The 20,855-nt window shown below is 69.8% G+C and carries 25 protein-coding genes; 22 read left to right on the top strand and 3 right to left on the bottom strand.

What is annotated here, in order from left to right; all coding sequences use genetic code 11:
* Nucleotides 1-54: 54 nt before the first annotated feature.
* The 13 genes from F9C11_RS35310 to F9C11_RS35250 all read left to right on the top strand — a co-directional run bounded on the left by F9C11_RS35310 (nt 55) and on the right by F9C11_RS35250 (nt 11,452).
* Nucleotides 55-1,437 (top strand): MFS transporter, encoded by a 1,383-nt coding sequence (locus F9C11_RS35310; RefSeq protein WP_409181701.1) that lies wholly within the window; start codon nt 55-57, stop codon nt 1,435-1,437.
* Nucleotides 1,434-2,327, top strand: coding sequence for an MBL fold metallo-hydrolase (locus tag F9C11_RS35305; RefSeq protein WP_409181700.1), 894 nt, complete (start codon nt 1,434-1,436; stop codon nt 2,325-2,327). The genes F9C11_RS35310 and F9C11_RS35305 overlap by 4 nt, the downstream gene beginning before the upstream one ends.
* A gap of 14 nt (nt 2,328-2,341) precedes the next feature.
* Nucleotides 2,342-3,460: an FAD-dependent monooxygenase gene (locus tag F9C11_RS35300; protein ID WP_409181699.1), complete on the top strand. Its 1,119-nt coding sequence runs from the start codon at nt 2,342-2,344 to the stop codon at nt 3,458-3,460.
* 99 nt (nt 3,461-3,559) lie between these two features.
* On the top strand, nt 3,560-4,132 hold the full coding sequence (locus tag F9C11_RS35295; RefSeq protein WP_409181698.1) for a dihydrofolate reductase family protein: 573 nt from the start codon (nt 3,560-3,562) through the stop codon (nt 4,130-4,132).
* A gap of 42 nt (nt 4,133-4,174) precedes the next feature.
* The gene (locus F9C11_RS35290; RefSeq protein ID WP_409181697.1) at nt 4,175-4,756 is read left to right on the top strand and encodes a TetR/AcrR family transcriptional regulator; all 582 of its coding nucleotides are present in this window, start codon (nt 4,175-4,177) and stop codon (nt 4,754-4,756) included.
* Nucleotides 4,757-4,884: 128 nt separating this feature from the next.
* Nucleotides 4,885-5,379, top strand: coding sequence for a hypothetical protein (locus F9C11_RS35285; RefSeq protein ID WP_409181696.1), 495 nt, complete (start codon nt 4,885-4,887; stop codon nt 5,377-5,379).
* Complete coding sequence (locus F9C11_RS35280; RefSeq protein ID WP_409181695.1) at nt 5,376-6,569, top strand: PPE domain-containing protein; 1,194 nt, start codon at nt 5,376-5,378, stop codon at nt 6,567-6,569. Before F9C11_RS35285 ends, F9C11_RS35280 begins: the two co-directional genes overlap by 4 nt.
* Before the next feature lie 6 nt (nt 6,570-6,575).
* On the top strand, nt 6,576-7,397 hold the full coding sequence (locus tag F9C11_RS35275) for an ESX secretion-associated protein EspG (RefSeq protein ID WP_409181694.1): 822 nt from the start codon (nt 6,576-6,578) through the stop codon (nt 7,395-7,397).
* Nucleotides 7,398-7,433: 36 nt separating this feature from the next.
* Entirely contained in the window at nt 7,434-8,195 is a 762-nt protein-coding gene (locus tag F9C11_RS35270; protein WP_409181693.1) for a transglycosylase SLT domain-containing protein, read from the top strand.
* 10 nt (nt 8,196-8,205) lie between these two features.
* A complete protein-coding gene (locus F9C11_RS35265; RefSeq protein WP_409181692.1) occupies nt 8,206-9,312 on the top strand; it encodes a CHAP domain-containing protein in 1,107 nt (368 codons plus the stop codon).
* Nucleotides 9,309-9,608, top strand: a complete 300-nt coding sequence (locus F9C11_RS35260) for a YbaB/EbfC family nucleoid-associated protein (RefSeq protein WP_409181691.1) — start codon at nt 9,309-9,311, stop codon at nt 9,606-9,608. Before F9C11_RS35265 ends, F9C11_RS35260 begins: the two co-directional genes overlap by 4 nt.
* Before the next feature lie 562 nt (nt 9,609-10,170).
* Nucleotides 10,171-10,767, top strand: coding sequence for a hypothetical protein (locus F9C11_RS35255; protein ID WP_409181690.1), 597 nt, complete (start codon nt 10,171-10,173; stop codon nt 10,765-10,767).
* A 493-nt stretch (nt 10,768-11,260) separates the two neighbouring features.
* Complete coding sequence (locus F9C11_RS35250; protein WP_409181689.1) at nt 11,261-11,452, top strand: hypothetical protein; 192 nt, start codon at nt 11,261-11,263, stop codon at nt 11,450-11,452.
* An 87-nt stretch (nt 11,453-11,539) separates the two neighbouring features.
* On the opposite strand, the gene F9C11_RS35245 is transcribed toward F9C11_RS35250, so the two are convergent.
* Complete coding sequence (locus F9C11_RS35245; RefSeq protein WP_409181688.1) at nt 11,540-12,718, bottom strand: amidohydrolase family protein; 1,179 nt, start codon at nt 12,716-12,718, stop codon at nt 11,540-11,542.
* A gap of 233 nt (nt 12,719-12,951) precedes the next feature.
* Here F9C11_RS35245 and F9C11_RS35240 point away from each other — a divergent pair, with 233 nt between their 5' ends.
* The 9 genes from F9C11_RS35240 to F9C11_RS35200 all read left to right on the top strand — a co-directional run bounded on the left by F9C11_RS35240 (nt 12,952) and on the right by F9C11_RS35200 (nt 19,634).
* Entirely contained in the window at nt 12,952-13,611 is a 660-nt protein-coding gene (locus tag F9C11_RS35240; RefSeq protein WP_409181687.1) for a GntR family transcriptional regulator, read from the top strand.
* Nucleotides 13,608-14,420 (top strand): carbon-nitrogen family hydrolase, encoded by an 813-nt coding sequence (locus F9C11_RS35235; RefSeq protein ID WP_409181686.1) that lies wholly within the window; start codon nt 13,608-13,610, stop codon nt 14,418-14,420. Before F9C11_RS35240 ends, F9C11_RS35235 begins: the two co-directional genes overlap by 4 nt.
* Nucleotides 14,417-15,076: a DUF2848 family protein gene (locus tag F9C11_RS35230; protein ID WP_409181685.1), complete on the top strand. Its 660-nt coding sequence runs from the start codon at nt 14,417-14,419 to the stop codon at nt 15,074-15,076. Before F9C11_RS35235 ends, F9C11_RS35230 begins: the two co-directional genes overlap by 4 nt.
* The gene (locus F9C11_RS35225; protein ID WP_409181684.1) at nt 15,076-16,536 is read left to right on the top strand and encodes a 4-hydroxyphenylacetate 3-hydroxylase family protein; all 1,461 of its coding nucleotides are present in this window, start codon (nt 15,076-15,078) and stop codon (nt 16,534-16,536) included. Before F9C11_RS35230 ends, F9C11_RS35225 begins: the two co-directional genes overlap by 1 nt.
* Nucleotides 16,533-16,877 (top strand): cupin domain-containing protein, encoded by a 345-nt coding sequence (locus F9C11_RS35220; RefSeq protein WP_037353225.1) that lies wholly within the window; start codon nt 16,533-16,535, stop codon nt 16,875-16,877. Before F9C11_RS35225 ends, F9C11_RS35220 begins: the two co-directional genes overlap by 4 nt.
* 63 nt (nt 16,878-16,940) lie before the next feature.
* On the top strand, nt 16,941-17,459 hold the full coding sequence (locus F9C11_RS35215) for a flavin reductase family protein (protein WP_409181683.1): 519 nt from the start codon (nt 16,941-16,943) through the stop codon (nt 17,457-17,459).
* 171 nt (nt 17,460-17,630) lie between these two features.
* A complete protein-coding gene (locus F9C11_RS35210; protein ID WP_409181682.1) occupies nt 17,631-18,362 on the top strand; it encodes an MFS transporter in 732 nt (243 codons plus the stop codon).
* Complete coding sequence (locus tag F9C11_RS35205; RefSeq protein WP_409181681.1) at nt 18,359-18,907, top strand: MFS transporter; 549 nt, start codon at nt 18,359-18,361, stop codon at nt 18,905-18,907. Before F9C11_RS35210 ends, F9C11_RS35205 begins: the two co-directional genes overlap by 4 nt.
* Nucleotides 18,891-19,634, top strand: coding sequence for a cysteine hydrolase family protein (locus F9C11_RS35200; RefSeq protein ID WP_409181680.1), 744 nt, complete (start codon nt 18,891-18,893; stop codon nt 19,632-19,634). The genes F9C11_RS35205 and F9C11_RS35200 overlap by 17 nt, the downstream gene beginning before the upstream one ends.
* On the opposite strand, the gene F9C11_RS35195 is transcribed toward F9C11_RS35200, so the two are convergent.
* A complete protein-coding gene (locus F9C11_RS35195) occupies nt 19,618-19,884 on the bottom strand; it encodes a hypothetical protein (protein ID WP_409181679.1) in 267 nt (88 codons plus the stop codon). The genes F9C11_RS35200 and F9C11_RS35195 overlap by 17 nt on opposite strands.
* Before the next feature lie 20 nt (nt 19,885-19,904).
* Nucleotides 19,905-20,768 carry an MBL fold metallo-hydrolase gene (locus F9C11_RS35190; RefSeq protein ID WP_409181678.1) on the bottom strand — a complete coding sequence of 288 codons (864 nt, stop codon included), beginning with the start codon at nt 20,766-20,768 and terminating at the stop codon, nt 19,905-19,907.
* Nucleotides 20,769-20,855 lie beyond the last annotated feature (87 nt).

Here is a 20,855-nt window from a genome sequence, read left to right as displayed (position 1 = left end):
TCGCGCCCGAAACCCCTTACGATCGACTGCACGCTCCGGCTCCGAGGAGGGCCCATGAGTATCGCCGCCACCCCCGAGGTGACCCAGCGGGACATCGCCGCCCGGCTGGAACGGCTCCCGATGTCGCGCTGGCAGGTCTCGATCCGCCTGATCATCGGCATCGTCACGTTCTTCGAGGCGTTCGACCAGCTGCTGATCGCCTACACGCTGCCGGTCATCGGCCGCGAATGGCACCTGACGACCGCCTCCAGCACCGCGACCCTGACCGTCGGCTCGATCGGCATGCTGCTCGGCGCGCTGGCGTCCGGCTGGGCCGCCGACCGGATCGGCCGCGTCAAGGTGATCACGCTGTGCGTCGCGATCACCGCGTTGTGCAGCCTCGCGATGACGCTGTGCACCGCGTTGCTGCCGTTCCTGATTCTCCGGTTCGTCCAAGGCCTCGCCATCGGCGGTGAAGTGCCGACCGCGGCCGCGTACATCGCGGAGATCAGCCGGGCTCGCCGTCGCGGCCGGTTCGTGCTGATGTACGAGATCGTCTTCCCGGCCGGGCTCGCGGTCGGCGCGCTGGTCGCGGCCTGGGTCATCCCGCACTGGGGCTGGCGGCCGCTGTTCGCGCTGGCCGCCGTTCCCGGTCTCGCCGCGGTGCTGCTGCAGCTGCGGATCCCGGAATCGCCGCGCTGGCTCGCCGCGAACGGGCACACCGAGAAGGCCGAGGCGACGATGGCACTGATCGAGCGCCGGGTCGAGGAATCCCTCGGCCGCCCGCTGCCGCCGCCTGCCGCGGCCACCGCGGCGCCGGCGGCCGGGCCCGCGAAGCGCGGTTCGCTGCGAGACCTGTTCGCCGGCCGCTACCGGCGGCGCACGCTGATGGTGTGGACGATCTGGTTCGTCGGCTACCTCGCCAACTACGGCATCACCTCGTGGCTGCCGACGCTGTACAAGGGCTCGTTCCACCTCTCGATCGGCCAGGCGCTCTGGTACAGCACCGCCACGTCGGTCGCCGGTCTCGTCGGCTGCCTGATCGCCGCGCTGGTCGTAGACAAACTCGGCCGCCGCGTCGTGCTGGCCGCCGGGCTGGGCGGGACGACGGCGATGCTGGTGGTGCTGGGCGCGCTCGGCGCCGGAACCCCGCTGCAGCTGCTGGTGTGGTCGTCGCTCGCGGCGATGTTCAACTTCGCGGTGAACGTCTGCCTGTACCTGTACACGCCGGAGCTGTACCCGACCCGCAGCCGCGCGCTGGGCGTCAGCCTCGGTGGCGTGCTGAACCGTTTCGGCCTGATCCTCGGCCCGATCCTGGTCGGCGCGCTGTACGCCGGCGGCAGCGGTCTCGCGTCGGTGTTCCTGGTGCTCGGCGGGATCTGCTTCGTCGGCGCGCTGGTCGCCGGGTTCTTCGCCGAGGAGACGAAGGGCCGCACGCTGGAAGAGGTTTCGCCGTGACGGACGCGCTGCGCGTGGTCCTGCTCGGCACGGCGGCCGGGCCGTACCCGGCGCCGGGCCGGCAGGGCTGCGCGAACGCGGTGGTGGTCGGCGGCCGCGTCTACCTGGTTGACGCGGGCTACGGGACGCTCGGCAAGTACGTCTCCGCCGGGCTGTCCCTGCGCGATCTCGCCGCCGTGTTCGTGACCCATCTGCATTCCGACCACGTCGCCGAGCTGTTCACGCTCTTCCTGCTCGGCTGGGGCCCGGCCAACCAGGGCGTCGTCGATCCGGTGCCGGTCTACGGACCCGGCCCGGACCCGACCGACCCCGGTCCGCCCGCCGCCGGAACCGAGGGGCTGATCGCGGGCAATCTCGCCGCGTTCGGCCAGGACGTCGCGGTGCGCCAGCGGACCAGCGACCGGCCGCGGCTGGCCGGCCTGATCCGCGCCGCCGACGTCTCGGTAGCGGGGGAAACCGTGGTGCACGAGGACGATCGGGTGCGCGTGACGGCTCGGGCCGTTCCGCATCCGCCGCTGCGTCTGGCGCTGGGCTACCGATTCGAGACCGAGCACGGCGTGGTCGCCTTCTCCGGCGACACCGCCCGCAGCGACGCGGTCGGCGAACTGGCCGCCGGCGCCGATTTGCTGGTCCACGAAGCGATGGAGCCCGATTTCTACCGCAGCATCGGCTATTCGCCGCGACTGCTGGACTTCCTCGCCGCCTCGCACACCTCGCCGGCGGACGTCGGCCGGGTCGCCGCGGCGGCCGGGGCCCGGCGGGTCGCGCTGTCGCACCTCGGCCCGGCCGACCCCGCCCGCCTCGACGACGAGGGCTGGCTGCGGCGGGTTCGTCCGCACTACTCCGGCCCGGTCGTCGTGGGCCACGATCTGCTCGATCTCACTGTCTAGAAGGAGCTTTCGCTGTGCCGGAAATCGCCATCGTCGGCGGCGGGATCGGCGGTCTCGCCGCCGCGGTCGCCCTGCGGAAGGCCGGATTCTCCCCGGTCGTGCACGAACAGGCGGCCGGATTCGGCCGCGTCGGCGCGGACATCAACCTGACCCCCAACGCCGTCCGCGCGCTCGACGGACTCGGCGTCGGCGGCGAACTGCGCGAAACCGCCGCGCGGCCGAAGTACCGGATCAGCCGCACCTGGGACACCGGCGAGGAAACCTCGCGGCTGCCGATGGGCGACGAGGCCGAACGCCGGTACGGTTCGCCGCAGCTCACGATGCACCGCGCCGATCTGCTGGCCGCCTTGGAACGCGCGCTGCCCGACGGCGTCGTCCACTTGGGACACAAGCTGACCGGACTGTCCACAACAGACTCGGTTTCGCTGGACTTCGGCGGCGCCAGTGCTTCCGCGGACGTCGTGATCGGCGCCGACGGCATCCACTCCGCCGTCCGCACCGCGTTGTTCGGCGCGGAACATCCGGAGTTCACCGGCGTGGTCGCCTATCGCGCGGTGCTGCCCGCGGGTTCGGTGGACGTGCCGAACCTGGACTGCTTCACCAAGTGGTGGGGTCCGGACCCGGACACGCAGTTGGTGACTTTCCCGCTCAATCGCGGGGCCGACGTGTTTGTCTTCGCCACGACCCGGCAAAGCCAGTGGCGGCACGAATCCTGGACCACTCCAGGCGATGTCGACGAACTGCGCGAGGCTTATCGCGGCTTCCACCCCGAGGCCCGCGCCTTGCTGGAGGCGTGCGATTCGGTGCTGCAGTCCGCGCTGTACGTCCGTGACCCGCTGCCGAACTGGTCGTCCGGCCCGGTGACGCTGCTGGGCGACGCGTGCCACCCGATGATGCCGTTCATGGCGCAGGGCGCGGGAATGGCCATTGAGGACAGTGTGGTGCTGGCGCGGGCGCTGGCGGCGTATCCGAACGCCGAGGTCGCGCTGAAGGCATACCAGGCGGCCCGGCTCGACCGCACGCGCGAGGTGCAGCTGGCTTCGCGAGGCAACAGCTGGCTCAAGCAGAGCGGGACGAGTTCGGCCGCCGCGGACGCGATTTACGGCTACGACGCCTGGCGCACTCCGGTGTGACCCAGGTCATACTCTTTGGTTCGGGTGGCGTGTCTGAGCGGGCCGGTTCCGTTCGACGCGTAGGTAAACCAGGCACTATCCCGAACCAGGAGCTGAACCATGCGCACCATCGTCGCCACCGCGTTCGTGTCCCTCGACGGCGTCGTCGAAGCCCCCGGCGGCGAGCCCGGCTACCGGAACGCCGGCTGGACGTTCAAGGACATCGAGTTCGACCCCGCCGCCTACGCGCTCAAGGGCGCCGAGCAGGAGGAAGCGACCGCGCTGCTGCTCGGCCGCGTCAGCTACGAGGCGTTCTCGCCGGTGTGGCCGGACATGGCCGAGTTCCCGCACTACAAGGTGATGCCGAAGTACGTCGTGTCGACCACCTTGCGCGAGGAAGACCTCGTGTCGAACTGGGGCGAAACGACCATTCTTCGCTCGCTTGACGACGTCGCCGCGCTGAAGGAAACCGAGGGCGGCCCGATCATCGTCAACGGCAGCGCGACGCTGGTCCGCGACCTCACCGACGCGGGCCTGGTCGACCGGCTGAACCTGCTGGTCTTCCCGGTCCTGCTGGGCGCGGGGAAGCGGCTGTTCAGCGAAACCGACAAGGAGAAGCAGCCGCTGAAGCTGATCGAAAGCGAAAGCTACTCGAACGGGATCCAGAAGCAGATCTTCGAATTCGTCCGCTGAACGGCTGACCTGGGCGCGGGCAAGCCGGGCATACTCGAGCCCATGGCCCGTCGTTACCACCACGGCGATCTGCGGCAGGCGGTGCTGACCGAGGCCGTCGCGGTGCTCGGCGAATCCGGCCCGGGCGCGGTCAACCTGCGCGATCTGGCCCGCCGGGTCGGGGTCTCGCACGCCGCCCCGGCGCACCATTTCGGCGATCGCGCCGGCCTGCTCACCGCGGTGGCCGCGCAGGGCTTCGACCTGCTCGCGGACGCGCTCGAGGAGCTGTCGCCGTCGGCGGACCTGCTCGAGGCCGGAGTCGCCTACGCCTCGTTCGCGGTCGAGCACCGGGCCCATTTCGAGGTGATGTTCCGCGAGGACCTGCTCCGCGCCGACGACCCGGACCTGCGGGCCGCGCGGGAACGCAGCAGCCAGGCGCTGGACTGGGCCGTCGCCGGGTTCCGCGACGGCGGCGTCGATCCGGTGGCCGCGGGCGCGGCGGCCTGGTCGCTCGTGCACGGGTTCGCGACGCTGTGGCTGCAGCGGGCGCTTCCCGCCGGCCTTGGCGACGACGTCCGGGCGGCCGTCCGCGCGGTGGCGGGCCTGCTCGTCCGGGACGCGCACCCGCCTCCGCCGTCCGGGTGACCGGCGGAACCGCGGCCTCGCCGGGACCGTCTCATCGCCGACTTTCCCGGACCGGGTGCCTGCGGTCCGGACGGCTGACATACTGGTGCGCGCGTCCGCTGAGGACGCCCGCTGGGAGGTGGACTGGGGTGAGTTCGCACCGGGTTTCAGACTGGGCAGACGTCCGTGCCCTGCACAGAAAACAGGCCAAGGAGACGCACCGGTCCGGGCGGCCGGAGACGGCGGATTCCGTGCGCGGCCCGTCGGGGGCGGGCAACGCCGAGATCGTCGCGGACACCGGCGTCATCGAGCTGGACCCGGCCGAGATCGCCGCGGCCGACGCGGAGCTGGAAAGGCGCCAGCAGGAGCTGACCGCCTGCCTCGAACAGGCCAAGCAGCTCACGCATCCGCTCAAGGACGGCACCAGCCCGGTCGCCGCGCACCTGCGGAAGGCGTTCGGCGTCCGCGGCTCCGCCGACGGAGGCGTGCAGGCGATCCTGCGGCAGTACCTCGACGAGCTGTCGGCCTTGCGCGAGGCCATCCGCCGGGCGAGCGCGGGCCACGTCCAGCAGGAAAGCGACGCCAAGGATTCGCTCGACGCGGTGGGCCGCCGGGCGGACGACGGGGGAGGGACGCCGGCATGAGCCGGACACCGGGCTACGAACGGCTGCCGTACGAGAAGCACCGCAAACACCGGCTGTGGAGCGAGGACCACCCGCCCACCGCCGCGCAGCGCCGGGTCCTGCGGCGCACCAAGCTCGCCCAGCGGGCGAACCTGAAGGACGCGTCGTTCGGCAAGATCAACTGGAACGCCTGGGCGCACACCACGCTCTACGACATGATCATGACCGCGGACCCGGTCGAAATGGGCGCGTCCGCGCACCAGTGGGGCAAGCTCGCCTACGACGTCGACTCGGCGACCGCCGCGGTGCACAAAACGGTGCAGAAGCTGCTGCTGTCCTGGCGCGGCGGCGCGGCCGGGCAGGCGGCGCAGTCGGCGTCGAAGCTGACGTCGTGGGGCACCGGCGCGAGCGAGACGATGCGCGCGGTCGGCGACAAGCTCGACCACTACACGAGCGCGGTCGAAACGGCGAAGCACAAGATGCCGGAACCGGTGTTCTACGCGGCGGAAAACCAGTTCCGCGACGGCTACGACCTCAACGCGGCCAGCGGTCCCAGCGGCGCGGTGATGGTCGATCAGCTCCTCGACGACCACCTGCCGGCCAAACGCGCGGCGTCGCGGGCCAAGGCCGAGGCCGTCCGCGTGATGGAGAGCTACGAGACCTCGAGCAAGGGCGTGCACGACAAACTGCCGCACTTCACCGCCGCGCCGAAGACGACGAACATCGATTCCGCGGGCGGCGACGGACGCGGCAGCCGCGGCGAGCGGCATTCGGGCGGTTCCGACGGAACGGGCAGCGACGCGACCACCGCGTCGTCGGTCGTGCCGGGCAGCGCCGGGCAGTTCGCGGACGGGTCGTTCGGGGGCGGGCCGTTCGGCGGGACGTCCGGAATGCCGGGTTCCGCCGGTGCGTTCGGGAGCGGGTCCGGCGGTGCGCTGGGCGGCACGGGTTCCGGCAGCGGCGGTGCGCTGCCCGGTTCGCTGTCCGGCGGGATGCCCGGCGGGGCGACCGGGCCCGGCGCCGCCGCGGCCGGGGCAGCCGGTGCGGCGGGCGCGCGCGGCGGGAGCCCGATGTCCGGCGGGTTCTTCCCGCCGATGGCGGGCCAGCGCGGCGAAGGCTCCGAAGACCACCAGAACCGTTACACCAAGGGCAGTTCCTTCGACTTCCTCGAGGACCTGCCGGACGCGTACCCGCCCGTGCTGGGCGAGTGAGGCGGGATGGCCAGACATCTCCCCGAGGTCGACGGGGTAGCGCTCTCGCACCTGGAATTCGACCTGCTGTGGGCGGATTTCGACCTCGGCCCCCTGCCGTATCCGCTCGACGTGCCCTCGCACGGTTCCACGATGGACGAACGCGACGAGCTGGGCGCGCAGGTCGCGGAAAGCCTCGCCGCGGCCGGGCTGCTCGACGCCGAGGACGAACCGCACCCGCGGCTCGGCCAGGTGTTCGCGGTGCTGGCCGATCCGGTGTTTTCGGTCGACCTGCTGGTGTTCCGCGATCCGCCGCTGCGCGCGCTGGCCGCGGCCGGGCGGAAACTGGGCGTGCTGGCCGTTCTCGACGCGGGCGAACTCGCGCTGCGGCCGTGCCTGCCCGACGACGTCCCGCAGCTCGCGGCGAGCGTCATCGGTCCGGCCGAACCCGGGCCGGGCAACGCGGTGCGGCTGCCGCGCGAGGCGTTTTCCGAGGCGATGCAAGCGTTCGCGGACCACGGGCACGCCGCGTTCGAGCGGGTGCTCGGCCGGGCCGGTCTCTCCGGCCGCGATCTGCGCGCGATCTCGACGCTCGTCGCCACGCCGCGGGTCGCGTACGGCCAGTTCGCGGTCAACGGTCCGGGCGGCCGTTCGCCGGTAGTCGCTTGGTACGACACGGAAGCCGGGCGGTACGGCGCGGTCGTGCGGGAGTCGGCGGGCACGAAGTGGGTCACCGTCGCGCCCGCCGACCACGCGTGGCTCGCCGACCGGATGCGGGAACTCGGGCGCGGGGTGTCGTCCGATCGGGGGACTAGGGAACCAGAACGCGAAGGGTTCCGTCTCACTTAGGGCAGCGGCGAAGCGCCCTGCTGAAGGGGGCAGGAGATGAGCAAGTTGTCGGCCGGGGAAATCGCCGAGCACGCGTACCGGGCCGGGTTCCGCGGGCACGCGCTGACCACCGCGGTCGCGGTGGCACTGGCGGAATCGGGCGGGAACACCCGTGCGCACAACGGGACGCCGCCGGACAATTCGTACGGGCTGTGGCAGGTCAACATGCTCGGCTCGCTCGGGCCCGCCCGCCGCCGCGAGTTCCGTCTGCACTCCAACGACGAACTGTTCGACGCGGACGAGAACGCCAAGGCGGCTTGGGCGATTTCGGGGCACGGCAAGAGCTTCCAGCCGTGGTCCACCTACACCAACGGCGCGTACAAGAGCCATCTCGCCGCCGCGCGCAAGGCCGCCGAGGACGTCGCCCGCCACCACGGCAAGGGCGGGCACCACCCGCACAAACCGCATCACGGCAGGGGCGGCAAGGACGGCGGGTTCAAGGCCGATCTCGAGCAGTTCCTCGCCTACGAGCGCACCACCGAGCACGTCGCGAACGAACTGGTGGCGGTCGGCCGGAAGACGGTGCACCGGGTCGCCGGGATCGCCAAGGACAGCTTCGGAAAGGTCGGCCAGGAAACCGGGTTCTCCGACGCGCTGGGGGATTTCAGCCGTTCGCTGGAATCGCAGGTGCGGGCCACCGGGGCGCACGCGCGCACGCTGAGCGCCTCGGTTTTCCGGGCCCGGCAGGCCTACGCGGGAGCCGATGCCGACGCCGGCGCGGCGATCCGCGAACACGACATCAAGGGCATTCTGGGCTGAGGGGGAATCCGTGCTGGACACCGCAGGGGTCGCGACGCTGTTCGCGGACGAGATGAAAACGCACCACGGCAAGCTCCAGGGCAAGGCCGCGGATTCGCAGGCCGCGCAGCAGGCGCTGCAGCAGGCCGCGCGCGAGATCACCGCGCAGTACGAGGCGCAGCGCAAAGCCGCGCACGCGCTGCTGAACACCTGGCACAGCAAGGCGAATCCGGCTTTCGAGCACGACACCGACAAGTTCGGCCGCGACCTCAAGGTCACCGCGCAGGCGAGCACGCACGGGGCCAAAGTGGTCAGCGAGGTCACCGACGCGCTCGCCGGGCGGCACCAGGCCACCGGAAAGCTGATCGACGAGTTCGTCGCGAAGGCGCGCAAGATCATCGACGCCGGGTATGTCCTGGCGCGCAACGGAAGCCCGGCCGCGCTGCTGATGGCGATCGGCGACGTGGCCGACCTGGCGGGCAAGTACCTGAAGGAATCCGGCGGGCACTTGAAGAACGCCCGCGCGGAGATGGAGGAAGCGGCCCGGAAGCTGCGCGCGCTGCAGAAGGATTTGAACCACGACGGCGTCGCCGATCCGGGCGGAGCGCACCGCGCCAAGCCTGACGACCATCGCAAGCACGAGCAGCATAAAAAGCACGAAGCGCACAAAAAGCACGTGCAGCACCACGGGGGCACGCACGCGAGCCACAGCAAGAAGGTCGACAAGATCCTCGACCACGCGCGGCACAACCTCGGCTACCACGAGGGCCCGAACAACCGGAACAAGTGGGGCCCGACCGGACAGCCGTGGTGCGCGTACTTCGCGACGTCGATGTGGCGTTCGGCGGGGGTCGACATCCCGAAGTACGGCTTCACCGGCGACGTCTACAAGTGGGGCCAGCGCCACCACCTCGCCTACGACCGCGCCGCCCTCGCGCACAACGCCCGCCCGGGCGACACCATCCTCTTCGGCGACGGTCCGTCGTGGGGGCACAGCCACCACATCGGGATCATCGAAAAGGTGGAGGGCAACAAGATCACCACGATCGAGGGCAACGCGAACGACCAGGTAGAGCGCCTCACGTACACGCTGCCGCGAGACCTGCACAAGTTCTACGGCGGAGTACACCCGAAGTGACCATCACCGGCACGGCGCGCCACGCCGGGGTGACAGTGGAGGTCGCCCCCGGCGGAGCCTTGCGCACCCTGGAACTGACCGCGAACGCCCTCCGAGGCGGCGGCCCGCGACTGGCGGACACCATCGTGCACGCGGTACGCGAGGCAACCGCCGAGGCGAACGAACGGGCCCGCCGAACCCTGGAAGCCGAACTGGGCGATCTCGGCGGCGCCGAGTTGAACCGCCTCGGCCTTGGTTCGGAGAAGGAGCTGGCCGAGCGGGCCGAGGACACCACACCGGACACGTGGAGGGTGTGATGACTGAGGCGCACCGGGGGAACGCGGCTGACCATCCCGGGGGCGGGCGCGTGAATCTGGCTTCCGAGGGCGGCGGGGTTTCGGGAGAGTCGTTCGGGCGGTCTGGCGTTGTCGGTGGCGATGAGCGCGGGGTGGCTGTTCCGCTCGGCGGGCGCGTGATTCCGGCTGTCGGGACCGGTGGGGTTTCGGGGGAGCGGTTTGAGCGGTCTGGCGTTCTTGGTGGGGCGAGCGTGAGGTGGCTGGTCGGCGTGTGGATGCGGTTTTCGTGAGTGGTGAGGGTTCGACGGGGCCGTCCGAGAGGGCCGACGTTCCCGGTGGGGGCGAGCGTGGAGCGGCTAGTCGGTTCGAGGACGGGCGCGCGGACGCGGTTTTCGAGGTCGGTGGGGTTTCGCGAGAGTCGTTCGAGCGGGCTGGCGTTCTCGGTCGCGATGAGCGTGGGGTGGCTGGTCGGTTCGTGGATGCGGTTTTCGTGAGTGGTGAGGGTTCGACGGGGCCGTCCGAGCGGGCTGGCGTTCTCGGCGGGGATGAGCGCGGAGCGGCTGATCGGTTCGAGGGCGGGCGCGTGGATCTGCCTTACGAGGTCGGCGGGGTTTCGGGGGAGCTGTCCGAGCTGGCCGACGTTGCCGACGGCGCGCGTGCAGTCCCGGCTTTCGAGGCCGGCGAGGTTCCGGCCGAGCCGCCTGGCCAGGCCGACGATCCCGGCGCGGACGAGCGAGGGATCGACGAGCTGATCGAGATCGCCGAGGAAATCCCGGAGCAGCTCGGGCTGTCCGAGGGCCTCGCCGCCATCCGCGCCACTGCCAGGGGCGAGGGTCTGAGCGTCACGGTGGATGTGCACGGCATGCTCGTCCACTTGGACATCGGCGAATCCGCCCTCGAACTGGGCCCGGCCGCGCTGGCCGCGGAGATTTCGCGTCTCAGCGCCGAGGCGGGCGCGCAGGCGTTGCAGCAGGGCATGCGGGCTGTCCGCGCCGGATGTGTCCCCGCGGTCGCGGCGGCTGTCGAGGATGTATTGGCGCTGGACGACGTTCCGGAGCCAGCCCCGGCACCCCGCCCGGAGGTCACGCGCGAGCCGGAACCGACGCCGGTCTCGCGGCGGCGGGCTCCGGTGGACGACCATGACGAGGAAGGGTTCGTGCTCAAGCCGGTGAGGGACTGACGCTCGCCCGACCAGGGGGCTGTCGGATTTGGGCGGTGTTTCGGAAACGGAGTCGTTCGCTGCCTCAAAGCCCCGCCAGGATCTCGCGCGGGGAGCCTGCTTGAGTGCTCGGCATCCCGAGCCGGGACCGTCTAGGGCGACGTGCGCGACCACCTCCCGTCCGAACGGCGGCACCAGCTCGTCGGCGGTGACGTCGCGTCCGAACGGCTGCGCCAGCTCGTCGGCGGTGACGTCTTCCGCGGCGCCGACGCAGTGGCGGAATTCGGACCTGGCGGTGCGACGGCCGGTGCGGTGGCCAGATGTTCCTTGACGCTGGTCGGCCCCGGGAAGCCAGCCGGACGAGGCACGATGCCGACCGCGGTGGTGGTGGGGAGTCCAGTGGCGCGCCGGGCGGGGTGGATCTGGGCGATGTTCAGGAGCCGTCCACTGCTCCTAGGAAGCAACGGGGTGCGTCCCCGAGCGCACGTCCGCGCCCGATGCCATCCTGGGAGGCATGACCCACTACGCATTGACCCAGTCCGTGGCCATCGCGGCCGACCTCGAGGCCAAGGGGTTCCTCGGCACGGTCGGCAAAATCGCCGCCGCCACCGTCATTTTCTTCATCGCGATCGGCCTGATCGTCGGGCTCGTCCTCGGGTATTTCATCGGCCGTTCGGTCGGACGGCGCCAGGGCAGCGGCGGCTGACCGGGTTAACCCGGCTGTGCGAAACGGGGACAGAACCCGCGCGGGTTCGGTGCGGAGGTTCACCCGCCAAAGACCCAGCGACGCGGGTCAGGAACCGTTGCGCCACACGCGCTGGATCGAGAGGGTGTCTCCGATGGTGACGGTCGGGTCGCCGGTGACCAGCACGAGATCCGCGCGCAAACCCGGCTTGATCCGGCCGCGGTCAGTCAGTCCGAAGCGTTGCGCCGGGACGGAGGTCGCTGCCCGCAGGGCTTCCGTCGGGGTGAAGCCCGCCGTCGTCAGAAGGCGAAGTTCGTCGTGCAGGCTGGCGCCATGGGCCATTCCCGGAGCGCCGAGGTGCGCCGCGTCCGTGCCCGCCAGGAGGTCGACTCCGGCTTTCTTCAGCGCGGACAGCGTTTCCAGCGCGTACTCGAAGTGCTCGCGGGGGCTGGTCGCCATCGCGCCGGACAGGTTTTCGCGCCATTCCGGCGACAGCTTGGGATAGACCCGCCGGTCGTCCGCGAGCCGGCGACCGGCGGGCTCGCCCGTGATCGACGCGATCACCGTCAACGTGGGAATGACGAAAGCGTTAGCCGCAGCGATCTTTTCGATCAGTTCTGCAGTGGGCGGCCGGTCGAAGAAAAGGTGAGTGAGACCGTCCACTCCGGCGTCGACGACCTGCCCGGCGGTCTCGGCGGTCATCGCGTGCGCTAGCACCATCTTCCCGCGCCGGTGGCTTTCGCGAACCGTCGCCGCGACCAGTTCCGGTGCGAGCCGGGGCAGGGTGTCGCTTCCGAACAGCCGCCCGTCCTCCACCAGGACCTTGAGGTAGTCGGCCCCCTCGGCAATCCTGGCCTCGACAAAGGCCGCCACTTCCTGCGGACGGGTGGCAGTCGGCCACGGCGGGTCGCCTTCGTTCTTCCTCAGCTGGTGCGGATGCCCGCCCTCGGGAGTGAGCCCGATGGACGGCGACTGCACGTCGGCGAGGTCGTTCGAGGCGGCGGCCTTGCGGCGCAACGGAATCATCTGCTGCGGCATCGAGAGCATGTCGAATTCGGTGGTGACCCCGAACGCCAACGCCTGGCCGAGCGACTCCTCGTCAGTGTGCGTGTGCGCGTCGATCAGCCCGGGCAGCAGGGTCGCGCCGGAGCCGTCGACGAGGTCGGCGTTCGCGGGGCGCTCGCCGCCGACGTTCGCGATTTTCCCGTCGGCTACCTCGACGTCCACGGTTCCGAGCGAGTTCTCGCCGTCGAAAACGCGGGCGCCGGTGATGACGAAGTGGTTCACGGAGGGCTCCTGGCAGGTGCTGCGGTGGCGATTCCGGAACCGTAAGCGGCGTGATCGCGGGTGCCAAGAAGGCACTTTCCGGCTAGCTGGTGAGGCTCAGGTGACCAGGCGAGTTCTCCGGAGCGGGGCCGCTCAGCCAAGCCGTCGAGCGGCCCGACAGAGCCCGGCTCACCCGTTCAACCTCGGCAAACGCCTCTTGCCCGGCTGCCATGCGTGATGTATACATCTTGTCCATGAGCAGTGTACGACAGGCTGGGCGGGCCGGGTCCGCGCAGGACGTCACCTATCGGTTCCTCAAACAGCGGATCGCCGAGCTGCCCCGCGACGGCGGGACGTTCCTCACCGAATCGGAGGTCGCCGAGGCGGCGGGGACGTCGCGCACGCCGGTGCGGGAGGCTCTGCTGCGGCTCGAGGCCGAGGGCTTCCTCGAGATCGTGCCGAAGAAGGGCGCGTTCGTGCCGCCGATCTCCGACGCCGAGGTGCGGGCGGTGATGGAGGCACGCGAGCTGGTCGAGGACTGGTGCGTCCGCAAGCTCGCCGAGCGCGTCGACGAAGCGTTTCTCTCCGAACTGGACGACACCCTCGCGAAGCAGCGCGAAGTGGTGGACGAGCCGGTGCGGTTCATCGAGTTCGACCGCGCGTTCCATCGGGCGATCGTGCGGCGGGCGGGCAACCCGGTGCTGGCCGAGTTCTACGAATCGTTGCGGGAGCGGCAGGTCCGGATGGGGTTGCGCGCGGTCGCGGGCAGCGAGACCCGGGCGGGAACGGTGCTGGCGGAGCACGCGGCGATCGTCGAAGCGTTGCGCGGCGGCGAGCCCGCCGCGGCCGGGGACGCGCTGGCCAAGCACCTGTCCAGCACGATGACGGCGCTGCGAGTCGGGGAACCGCTGTGAAGGTCGCGCTGGTGCAGCTGGCCAGCCCGCCGGACGAGACGGCTGCGGACCGCCGCGTGCGGGCCGGGCAGCTGGTGGAGTCGGCGCGCGGGGCCGATCTCGTGGTGCTGCCGGAGTTGTGGGCGGCCGGGTATTTCTCGTTCGACGCGTATCCGGCGGAAGCGGAATCGCTCGACGGGCCGACGGTCGCGGCGGGCCGGGAGTGGGCGCGCAGCCTTGGTGCGTATGTGCACCTGGGCAGCCTGGTCGAGCGGGACGCGGCCGGGCGGTTGTTCAATACCGCGGTGCTGCTCGCGCCGGACGGCTCGATCGCGCATACCTATCGCAAGGTGCACGTCTTCGGCTATGCCTCGCGAGAGGCGGAATTGCTGACACCGGGCGAAACGCTCAGCGTCGCGGAAACGGACCTGGGTCCGATCGGGGCCACGACCTGTTACGACCTCAGGTTTCCCGAATTGTGGCGCGGGCTGGTGGATCGCGGCGCGAAGACGGTCGTCGTTCCGGCCGCGTGGCCGGCCGCGCGGCGCGAGCACTGGCGGATGTTCACCTCGTGCCGGGCGGTGGAAGAGCAGGTTCTGGTGCTCGCGGTGAACTCGGCCGGCACGCAACACGGCGGCGTCGAGCTGGCCGGGACCAGCCGGATCGTGGATCCGTGGGGCACCGTGCTGGCTGAAGCGGGAACCGGCGAGGAAGTGCTGCGCTGCGAAATAGACCAATCCATTGTGGACACGGTACGGGCGGAGTTCCCGGTGCTGGCCGACCGGCGGTGGCCGGTGTCCACAGCAGACTTCACGGGAGCGGGAGTATGAGCACGATTGCCCTGCACGTCGCGGGAACCGGGGAGGAACTCGCGTTCGCCCCGGCGCGGCTGGTGGTGGCCGGGTACACCGGAAGCGACGAGGCCGCGGTCGAGGAGCACATCGCCGAACTCGAGGCGATTGGCGTGCCGCGGCCGGAATCGGTGCCCGCGTTCTACCACCTGGACCCGGAATTGCTGACGACGGAGCCGGTGGTGGGGGTGAGCGCGCCGGGGACGTCCGGGGAGGTCGAGCCGGTGCTGATCCGGCACCAGGGGCGGTATTTCCTCGGGGTCGGGTCCGATCACACCGACCGCGATCTCGAACGGGACGGCGTGGCACTGTCCAAAGCGGCCTGTCCGAAACCGCTCGGGGAAGTGGTCGCCGAGATCGGGACCGAACTGTCCATTCCGGACTGGGAGCACGTCGTCGCGGATTCCAGTGTGGACGGATGTCCGTATCAGAAGGGCGAGCTGTCCGCGTTGCGGCATCCGGCGGACCTGCTCGACCGGCTCGGGCCGGTCGAGGGCGATTTCGCGCTGTACTGCGGCACGCTGCCGCTGCTCGGCGGGGAGTTCGCTTACGGCGCGTACTGGCGAGTCCACTTGGAACTGCCCGGCGGCCCGACCCTGACCCACGCGTACGAAACGAAACAGAGGAGCGAGTGATGCGCAGCGGAGCCGACTATCTGGCCGCACTGAAAGGCCCCCGGCGGATCTACCTCGACGGCGCGCCGGTCGAGGACGTCGCCCACCACCCGGCGTTCGCGCCGATCGCGAAGACCATCGCGGAACTGTTCGACCTCGCGGCCGACCCGGAGTCCGGCATCTCGGTCACCGACCCGGTTACCGGGTCCACGGTGAACCGCCTGTTCACGCCGCCGCGCAGCCGGGAAGACCTGAAGGCGTACCGCGAAGCGGCGACCACCTGGGCGAGGCACACGCACGGCTGGGTCGGCCGCAGCCCGGACCACGTGGGTGCGTTCGTCGCCGCGTTCTCCGCGCATCCGGAGGCGTTTTCCCAAGGGGAGCGCGACTTTTCCGCCAACATCGCCGCGTATCACAAGCGCGTGCTGGAGGAGAACCTGTATGTCTCCTACGCGATCATTCCGCCGCAGGTGTCGCGGGCGACCACCGCGCACGCGTGGGAAGGCGACCTGATCCAGGCGGGCGTCGCGGAGGAGCGGGAGGACGGGATTGTGATCCGCGGGGCGCAGATGCTCGCCACCGGCGGCGCGGTGGCCGACGAGATCTTCGTGTCCTGCATCAAGCCGCTCGGACCGGAGGACGCGGATTTCGCGCTTGGCTTCGCGGTTCCCGTTGACGCAGAAGGACTTAAGCTTTACTGCCGCCGTCCGTACGCCCCGGCTGCCACAAGTGAATACGACTACCCGCTCACCTCGCGCTATGACGAAACCGACGCGCTGGTGGTCTTCGACGACGTCTTCATTCCGTGGGACCGGGTGTTCGTTTACCGCGACGTCGCGGGATTGCGGCGGCAATTCTTCGACACCGGCGCGCACGTGTTCGGCAACTGGCAGGCGCAGATCCGGTTCATGGTGAAGACGCAGTTCATCGCCGGGCTCGCGCGCAAGGTCGCCGCGGTGAACGGGGTCGACAAGTTCCCCGGCGTGGTCGAGAAGCTCGGCGAGCTGGCGAGTCTGGCGTCCATTGTGGAGTCCGCGGTGCTGGCGGCGGAATACACCGCGGAACCGGACGACAACGGCATGTGGCGGCCCGGTTCCCGTGCGGTGTACGGCGCGATGGGGCTGCAGGCCGAGCTGTACCCGCGGCTGCTGGCGATCCTGCGCGACCTGGTCGGCGGCGGGGTGCTGCAGGTCCCGTCGAGCGTCGCGGACCTGACCAGCCCGGAGACCCGGGCCGATATCGACAAGTACATTTACAGCCCGTCCGCGCCCGCCGAGGAGCGGGTGAAGCTGTTCAAGCTCGCCTGGGACGTCGTCGGCAGCGAATTCGCCGGACGCCACCACCAATACGAGATGTTCTACGCCGGCGCGCCGTTCGTGGTGAAGGGCTACGCCTTCCGCAATTACGGCTTCGACGCCGCGCTCGGCGACATCGACGCCTTCCTCTCCAGCTACGACCTCGACGGAGCGATCACCCGATGAACAAACCGGAACACGAATTCTTCCCGGTGACCGAAGTCCCGTTCACGGTGTGCCCGGGCGACGACCCGAAGATCACCGAACGGATTCTCGCCAAGGACCCGGAAACCGGCGTGGCGACGCGGATCCTCCGTTACGAGCCGGGCGCCGATTCGACGCCGATGGGCGTGCAGAAGCACGATTTCTGGGAGGAGGTCTACATTCTCGAGGGCTCGTTCACCGACCTCACGCTCGGCCGGACGTTCACCGCGGGGATGTACGCCTGCCGTCCGCCGGGCATGCCGCACGGCCCGTGGCGGACCGACGAGGGGGTCGTCACGTTCGAGGTCCGCTACCCCGCCTGAACCGCTCGTGAGCGGCTAAGCCGGCGCTTGCCACGCACGACCCCCTTCGCAAGGAGAACCCCCATGATCACTTCCTCGGCCGAGGTCGACCCGATGACGATGCGCCGCACGATGGGGCGTTTCGCCACCGGTGTCGCGGTGGTCACCACCCGGGCGGCGGGGGTGCCGCACGGGATGACCGTCAACTCGCTGACCTCGGTTTCGCTCGAGCCGCCGCTGCTGCTGGTGTGCCTGACGACCGGTGCGCGCAGCACCGACGCGGTCGTCGACGCGGGCCGGTTCGCGGTCAACATCCTGTCCGCGCGGCAGGAACAGCTCGCGCTCCGCTTCGCCCGCCGCGGCGAGGACCACTTCGCCGGGCTGGAGGTGACCGAGGGCAGGCATCAGGTGCCGGTGATCCCGGACGCCTTCGCGCACCTCGAATGCGATGTCGAACGGCACCTCGTCGCCGGCGACCACGTGGTCGTGTTCGGGCACGTGCGCAGCGTGTGCGAGCGCGACGGCGAACCGCTGGCGTTCCACGGGGGACGGTTCGCCGACATCGCCGACCGGGCCAACGAGCCCGTGCACTGGTTCTTCTGAGGCAGTCCCCAGGGGGGAACCCGCCTCGGTGGCTGCGCCAACAGCCACCGAGGCTTCCGGCACCAGCACTTCATCCGCGTCACGGACCCTCCGACTCCAGGAGCCGAAATGGCTGATACCTCTCGCGAACGTAACAGAAAACGCCCGCACACGCGGCTAGGGGTGGTGGCGGTGTCGAGCCTCGCCGGCACCGCCGTCGAATGGTACGACTTCTTTCTGTACGGCACCGCGTCCACTTTGGTCTTCAACAAACTGTACTTCCCGTCGCACGACCCGTTGGTCGGCACGGTTCTCGCTTTCGCCACCTACGCCGTCGGCTTCCTCGCCCGGCCGCTCGGCGCGGTAGTGCTCGGCCACCTCGGCGACCGCAAGGGACGGCGGTCGACGCTGATCGCCAGCCTGCTGTTGATGGGTGCTTCGACGTTCTTGATCGCATTGCTGCCCACTTACGAGGCGGTCGGCGTGCTCGCGCCGCTGCTCCTGGTCGTGTGCCGTCTGGTGCAAGGGTTTGCGCTCGGCGGCGAATGGGGCGGGGCGGTGCTGCTGGTGTCCGAACACGGCGGCAGTGCGCGCCGGGCGTTCTGGTCTTCGTGGCCGAATGTCGGGCCACCGCTGGGAAATCTGCTCGCCGCCGGAGTGCTGGCGGTGCTAGGCGCGGTGCTGCCGTCGGCGCAGTTCCTCTCCTGGGGCTGGCGGATCGCGTTCGGGTTGTCCGCGGTATTGGTGTTGATCGGCTTGTGGCTGCGGCTTTATGTCGCGGAAACCCCGTTGTTCAAAGACGCGCCGAAGCCCAAGGGACTGCCCGCCGGGTGGTGGTCCGCAAACATTGGCGCAGTGTGCTGCTCGCCGCGGCGACGCGATTCGGCGAGAACGCCGGGTTCTATCTGTTTTCATTGTTCGTGATCACCTACGTCACGACTGTGCTCAAAATGGACAGTTCGGTCGGGTTGACGGCAGTGCTGGTCGGCCAGGCGTGCGCGGTGGTCACGATCCCGCTGTTCGCCCTGCTGGCCGACAGGATCGGACGGCGCCCGATTTACGTGGTCGCTTCGGTGGCGACGATCGTCTGGGCCTTCGTGTTCTTCGCGCTGGTCGACACGCGGAGCCCGGGATTGATCATGGTCGCGGTGGCAGGCGGATTGCTGATCTTCGCCGCGTACAGTTCGGTGATCGGGGCGTTCTTCGCGGAGTTGTTCCCGACCGAGGTGCGGTATTCCGGGGTTTCGCTGGCGTACAACCTGGCGTCGGTACTGGCGGGTTCGCTCGCGCCGATCATCGCGATCGGGCTGTACGCGAAATTCGGCACCGGGTATGCGATCGGGGCGTACCTGGCCGTGATGGGTTTGATTTCGCTGGTGGCATCGCTGATCGCGAAGGAGACGAAGTCGGTCGATCTTGGTTCGGTGGCCGGGAAAGGAGAGGAGGAAGTTCGTGCATCCGTTGAATGAGTATCTGACTGCTTACGGTCGGGCGGAGGAGGATCTTCTCGACGGAGAGCGCGAGCAGATCGCGGCCGCCGACGCGGACTACGAGACGGACAAGCACTGGGCGTTCGAGATCAAGCCAGAGGAATGCGCGCTGATCGTGGTGGACCTCCAAGAGGACTTCGTCCGCCCCGACGGGCCGATGCGGGTGCCGGAGGCCTACCGGCAACTCCCGCGGGTGCGGGCGCTGATCGAGGCGTGCCGGGAAGCCGGGGTGCCGGTGCTCTACACCGAGCACACGATCGCGCCGGATGTCGCGCACGACTTCTCTTCCTTCTGGCCGCCGATCGCGAACGGCGCGATCGCGGAGGGAACTCCCGGAGCCAAGCTGTACCACGGGCTGAAGCCGCGCGACGACGAGCGCATCATTTCCGCGAAACACACCTACGATTCCTTCGCGGGCACGGATCTCGACTATGCGTTGCGGTGCCAGGGAGTCCGGACGTTGATCGTGTGCGGCACCCTAACCAACTTCTGCTGCGAATCGACCGCTCGCACCGGATATTTCCTGGGCTACCATATCGTTTTCGGCTCGGACGTCAACGCGACCGACAACGCCGAAGCACACCGTGCCACTCTCCGCACCATTCGGCGTGGCTTCGGTCGCGTAATGGACCACCAGGCGATCATCACCGCCTTGCGCGAAGGCGACGCCCTTTACCGCGAAGCAAAACTCAAGACAGGGCCTTGATCTCCAGCAACTGATTCACCTGCGCATTGAGCGCCGCCGCCTGGCTGAGGTTGATTTCCCGGAATGTGACCGTGTCCCGGCCGGGCCGGAGCTGGCCGACCTTCCACAGCGAGGCCGACGCGACGGTGGCGATCACCGCGAACCCGCCGGAGGTATTGCTGTCCGGGCCGAGCACGGTGAGCACGTCGCCGTAGGCCAGGATGCCGCCCGGCGGGTAGCTGGAGTCCAGGAGGTTAACCCTGAGGGACACTGATTCCCGCGGGGTTCCCCTCACGGACGATCGGCGAACCGGTAGCCGGACCCGTGGGCGGTCAGGCGGCCGCCGGTGGGCGGGGTGAAGTGCGTGCCCAGCAGGAGGGTGCCCGAATCGGCCAGCTCGGCGAGGAGGCGGCGGCGGGTCTTCTCGGATTTCGCCGGGTCGATGTCCACCGACGCGCCGATCCACGGATGCGCGAACTGCACCGGATGGTGCACCGCGTCCCCGGTGATCAGTGCGGTCTCGCCGGAGCTGGCGAGTTCGACCGAGACGTGCCCCGGGGTGTGGCCGGGCGTCGGCCGCAAGCGCACGCCGGACACGATTTCGACTCCCTCCTCGGGGACGTCGACCAGGTCCAGCAATCCCGCGCGCTCCACCGGCAGCACCGAGTCGTCGAACATCTGCCGGCGCGCCGCGTCCATGTCGTAGCCCGCCCAGAACTCCCGTTCGGCGCGGGCGGTGACGTACCGGGCGGAGGCGAACGTCGGCACCCACTCGCCGTCCTGCTCGCGGGTGTTCCAGCCGACGTGGTCGGCGTGCAGGTGGGTGAGCAGCACCAGGTCCACCTCGTCCGGTGCGAATCCGGCGGAGGCCAGCGCGTCGAGGTAACCGGTGTCGAGGTCGTGCCACGCCGGGTTGGCGCGCGTCTTCCCGTTGCCGATCCCGGTGTCGACGAGGATCTTCGTCCCGTCCTTTTCGAACGCGAAACTGTGGCTGTGCAAGCGGATCGCGCCGTCGTCGGCGAAGTCCGGCCGCAGCCAGTCCTCGCCCGAGACGACCTCGGCGGTCGCCCCGGGGAGCAGCCACGGTCCGGTCGCGGCGGGGAATTCGATCTCGTCGATCCGGTGCACAGTGATCTCGCCGACGGTCCAGGACATGGGGAGTGCCTCCTTAACGCAACATGTTTGCGTTAAGCGACGGTAGCGGCTATCGTCGGTTAACGCAAATACTTAGCTTTTAGGAGC

The organism is Amycolatopsis sp. VS8301801F10, from assembly GCF_046195355.1.
In the GTDB taxonomy this organism is placed as follows: Bacteria; Actinomycetota; Actinomycetes; order Mycobacteriales; family Pseudonocardiaceae; genus Amycolatopsis.
This window is presented reverse-complemented; position numbering and strand designations above follow the sequence as displayed.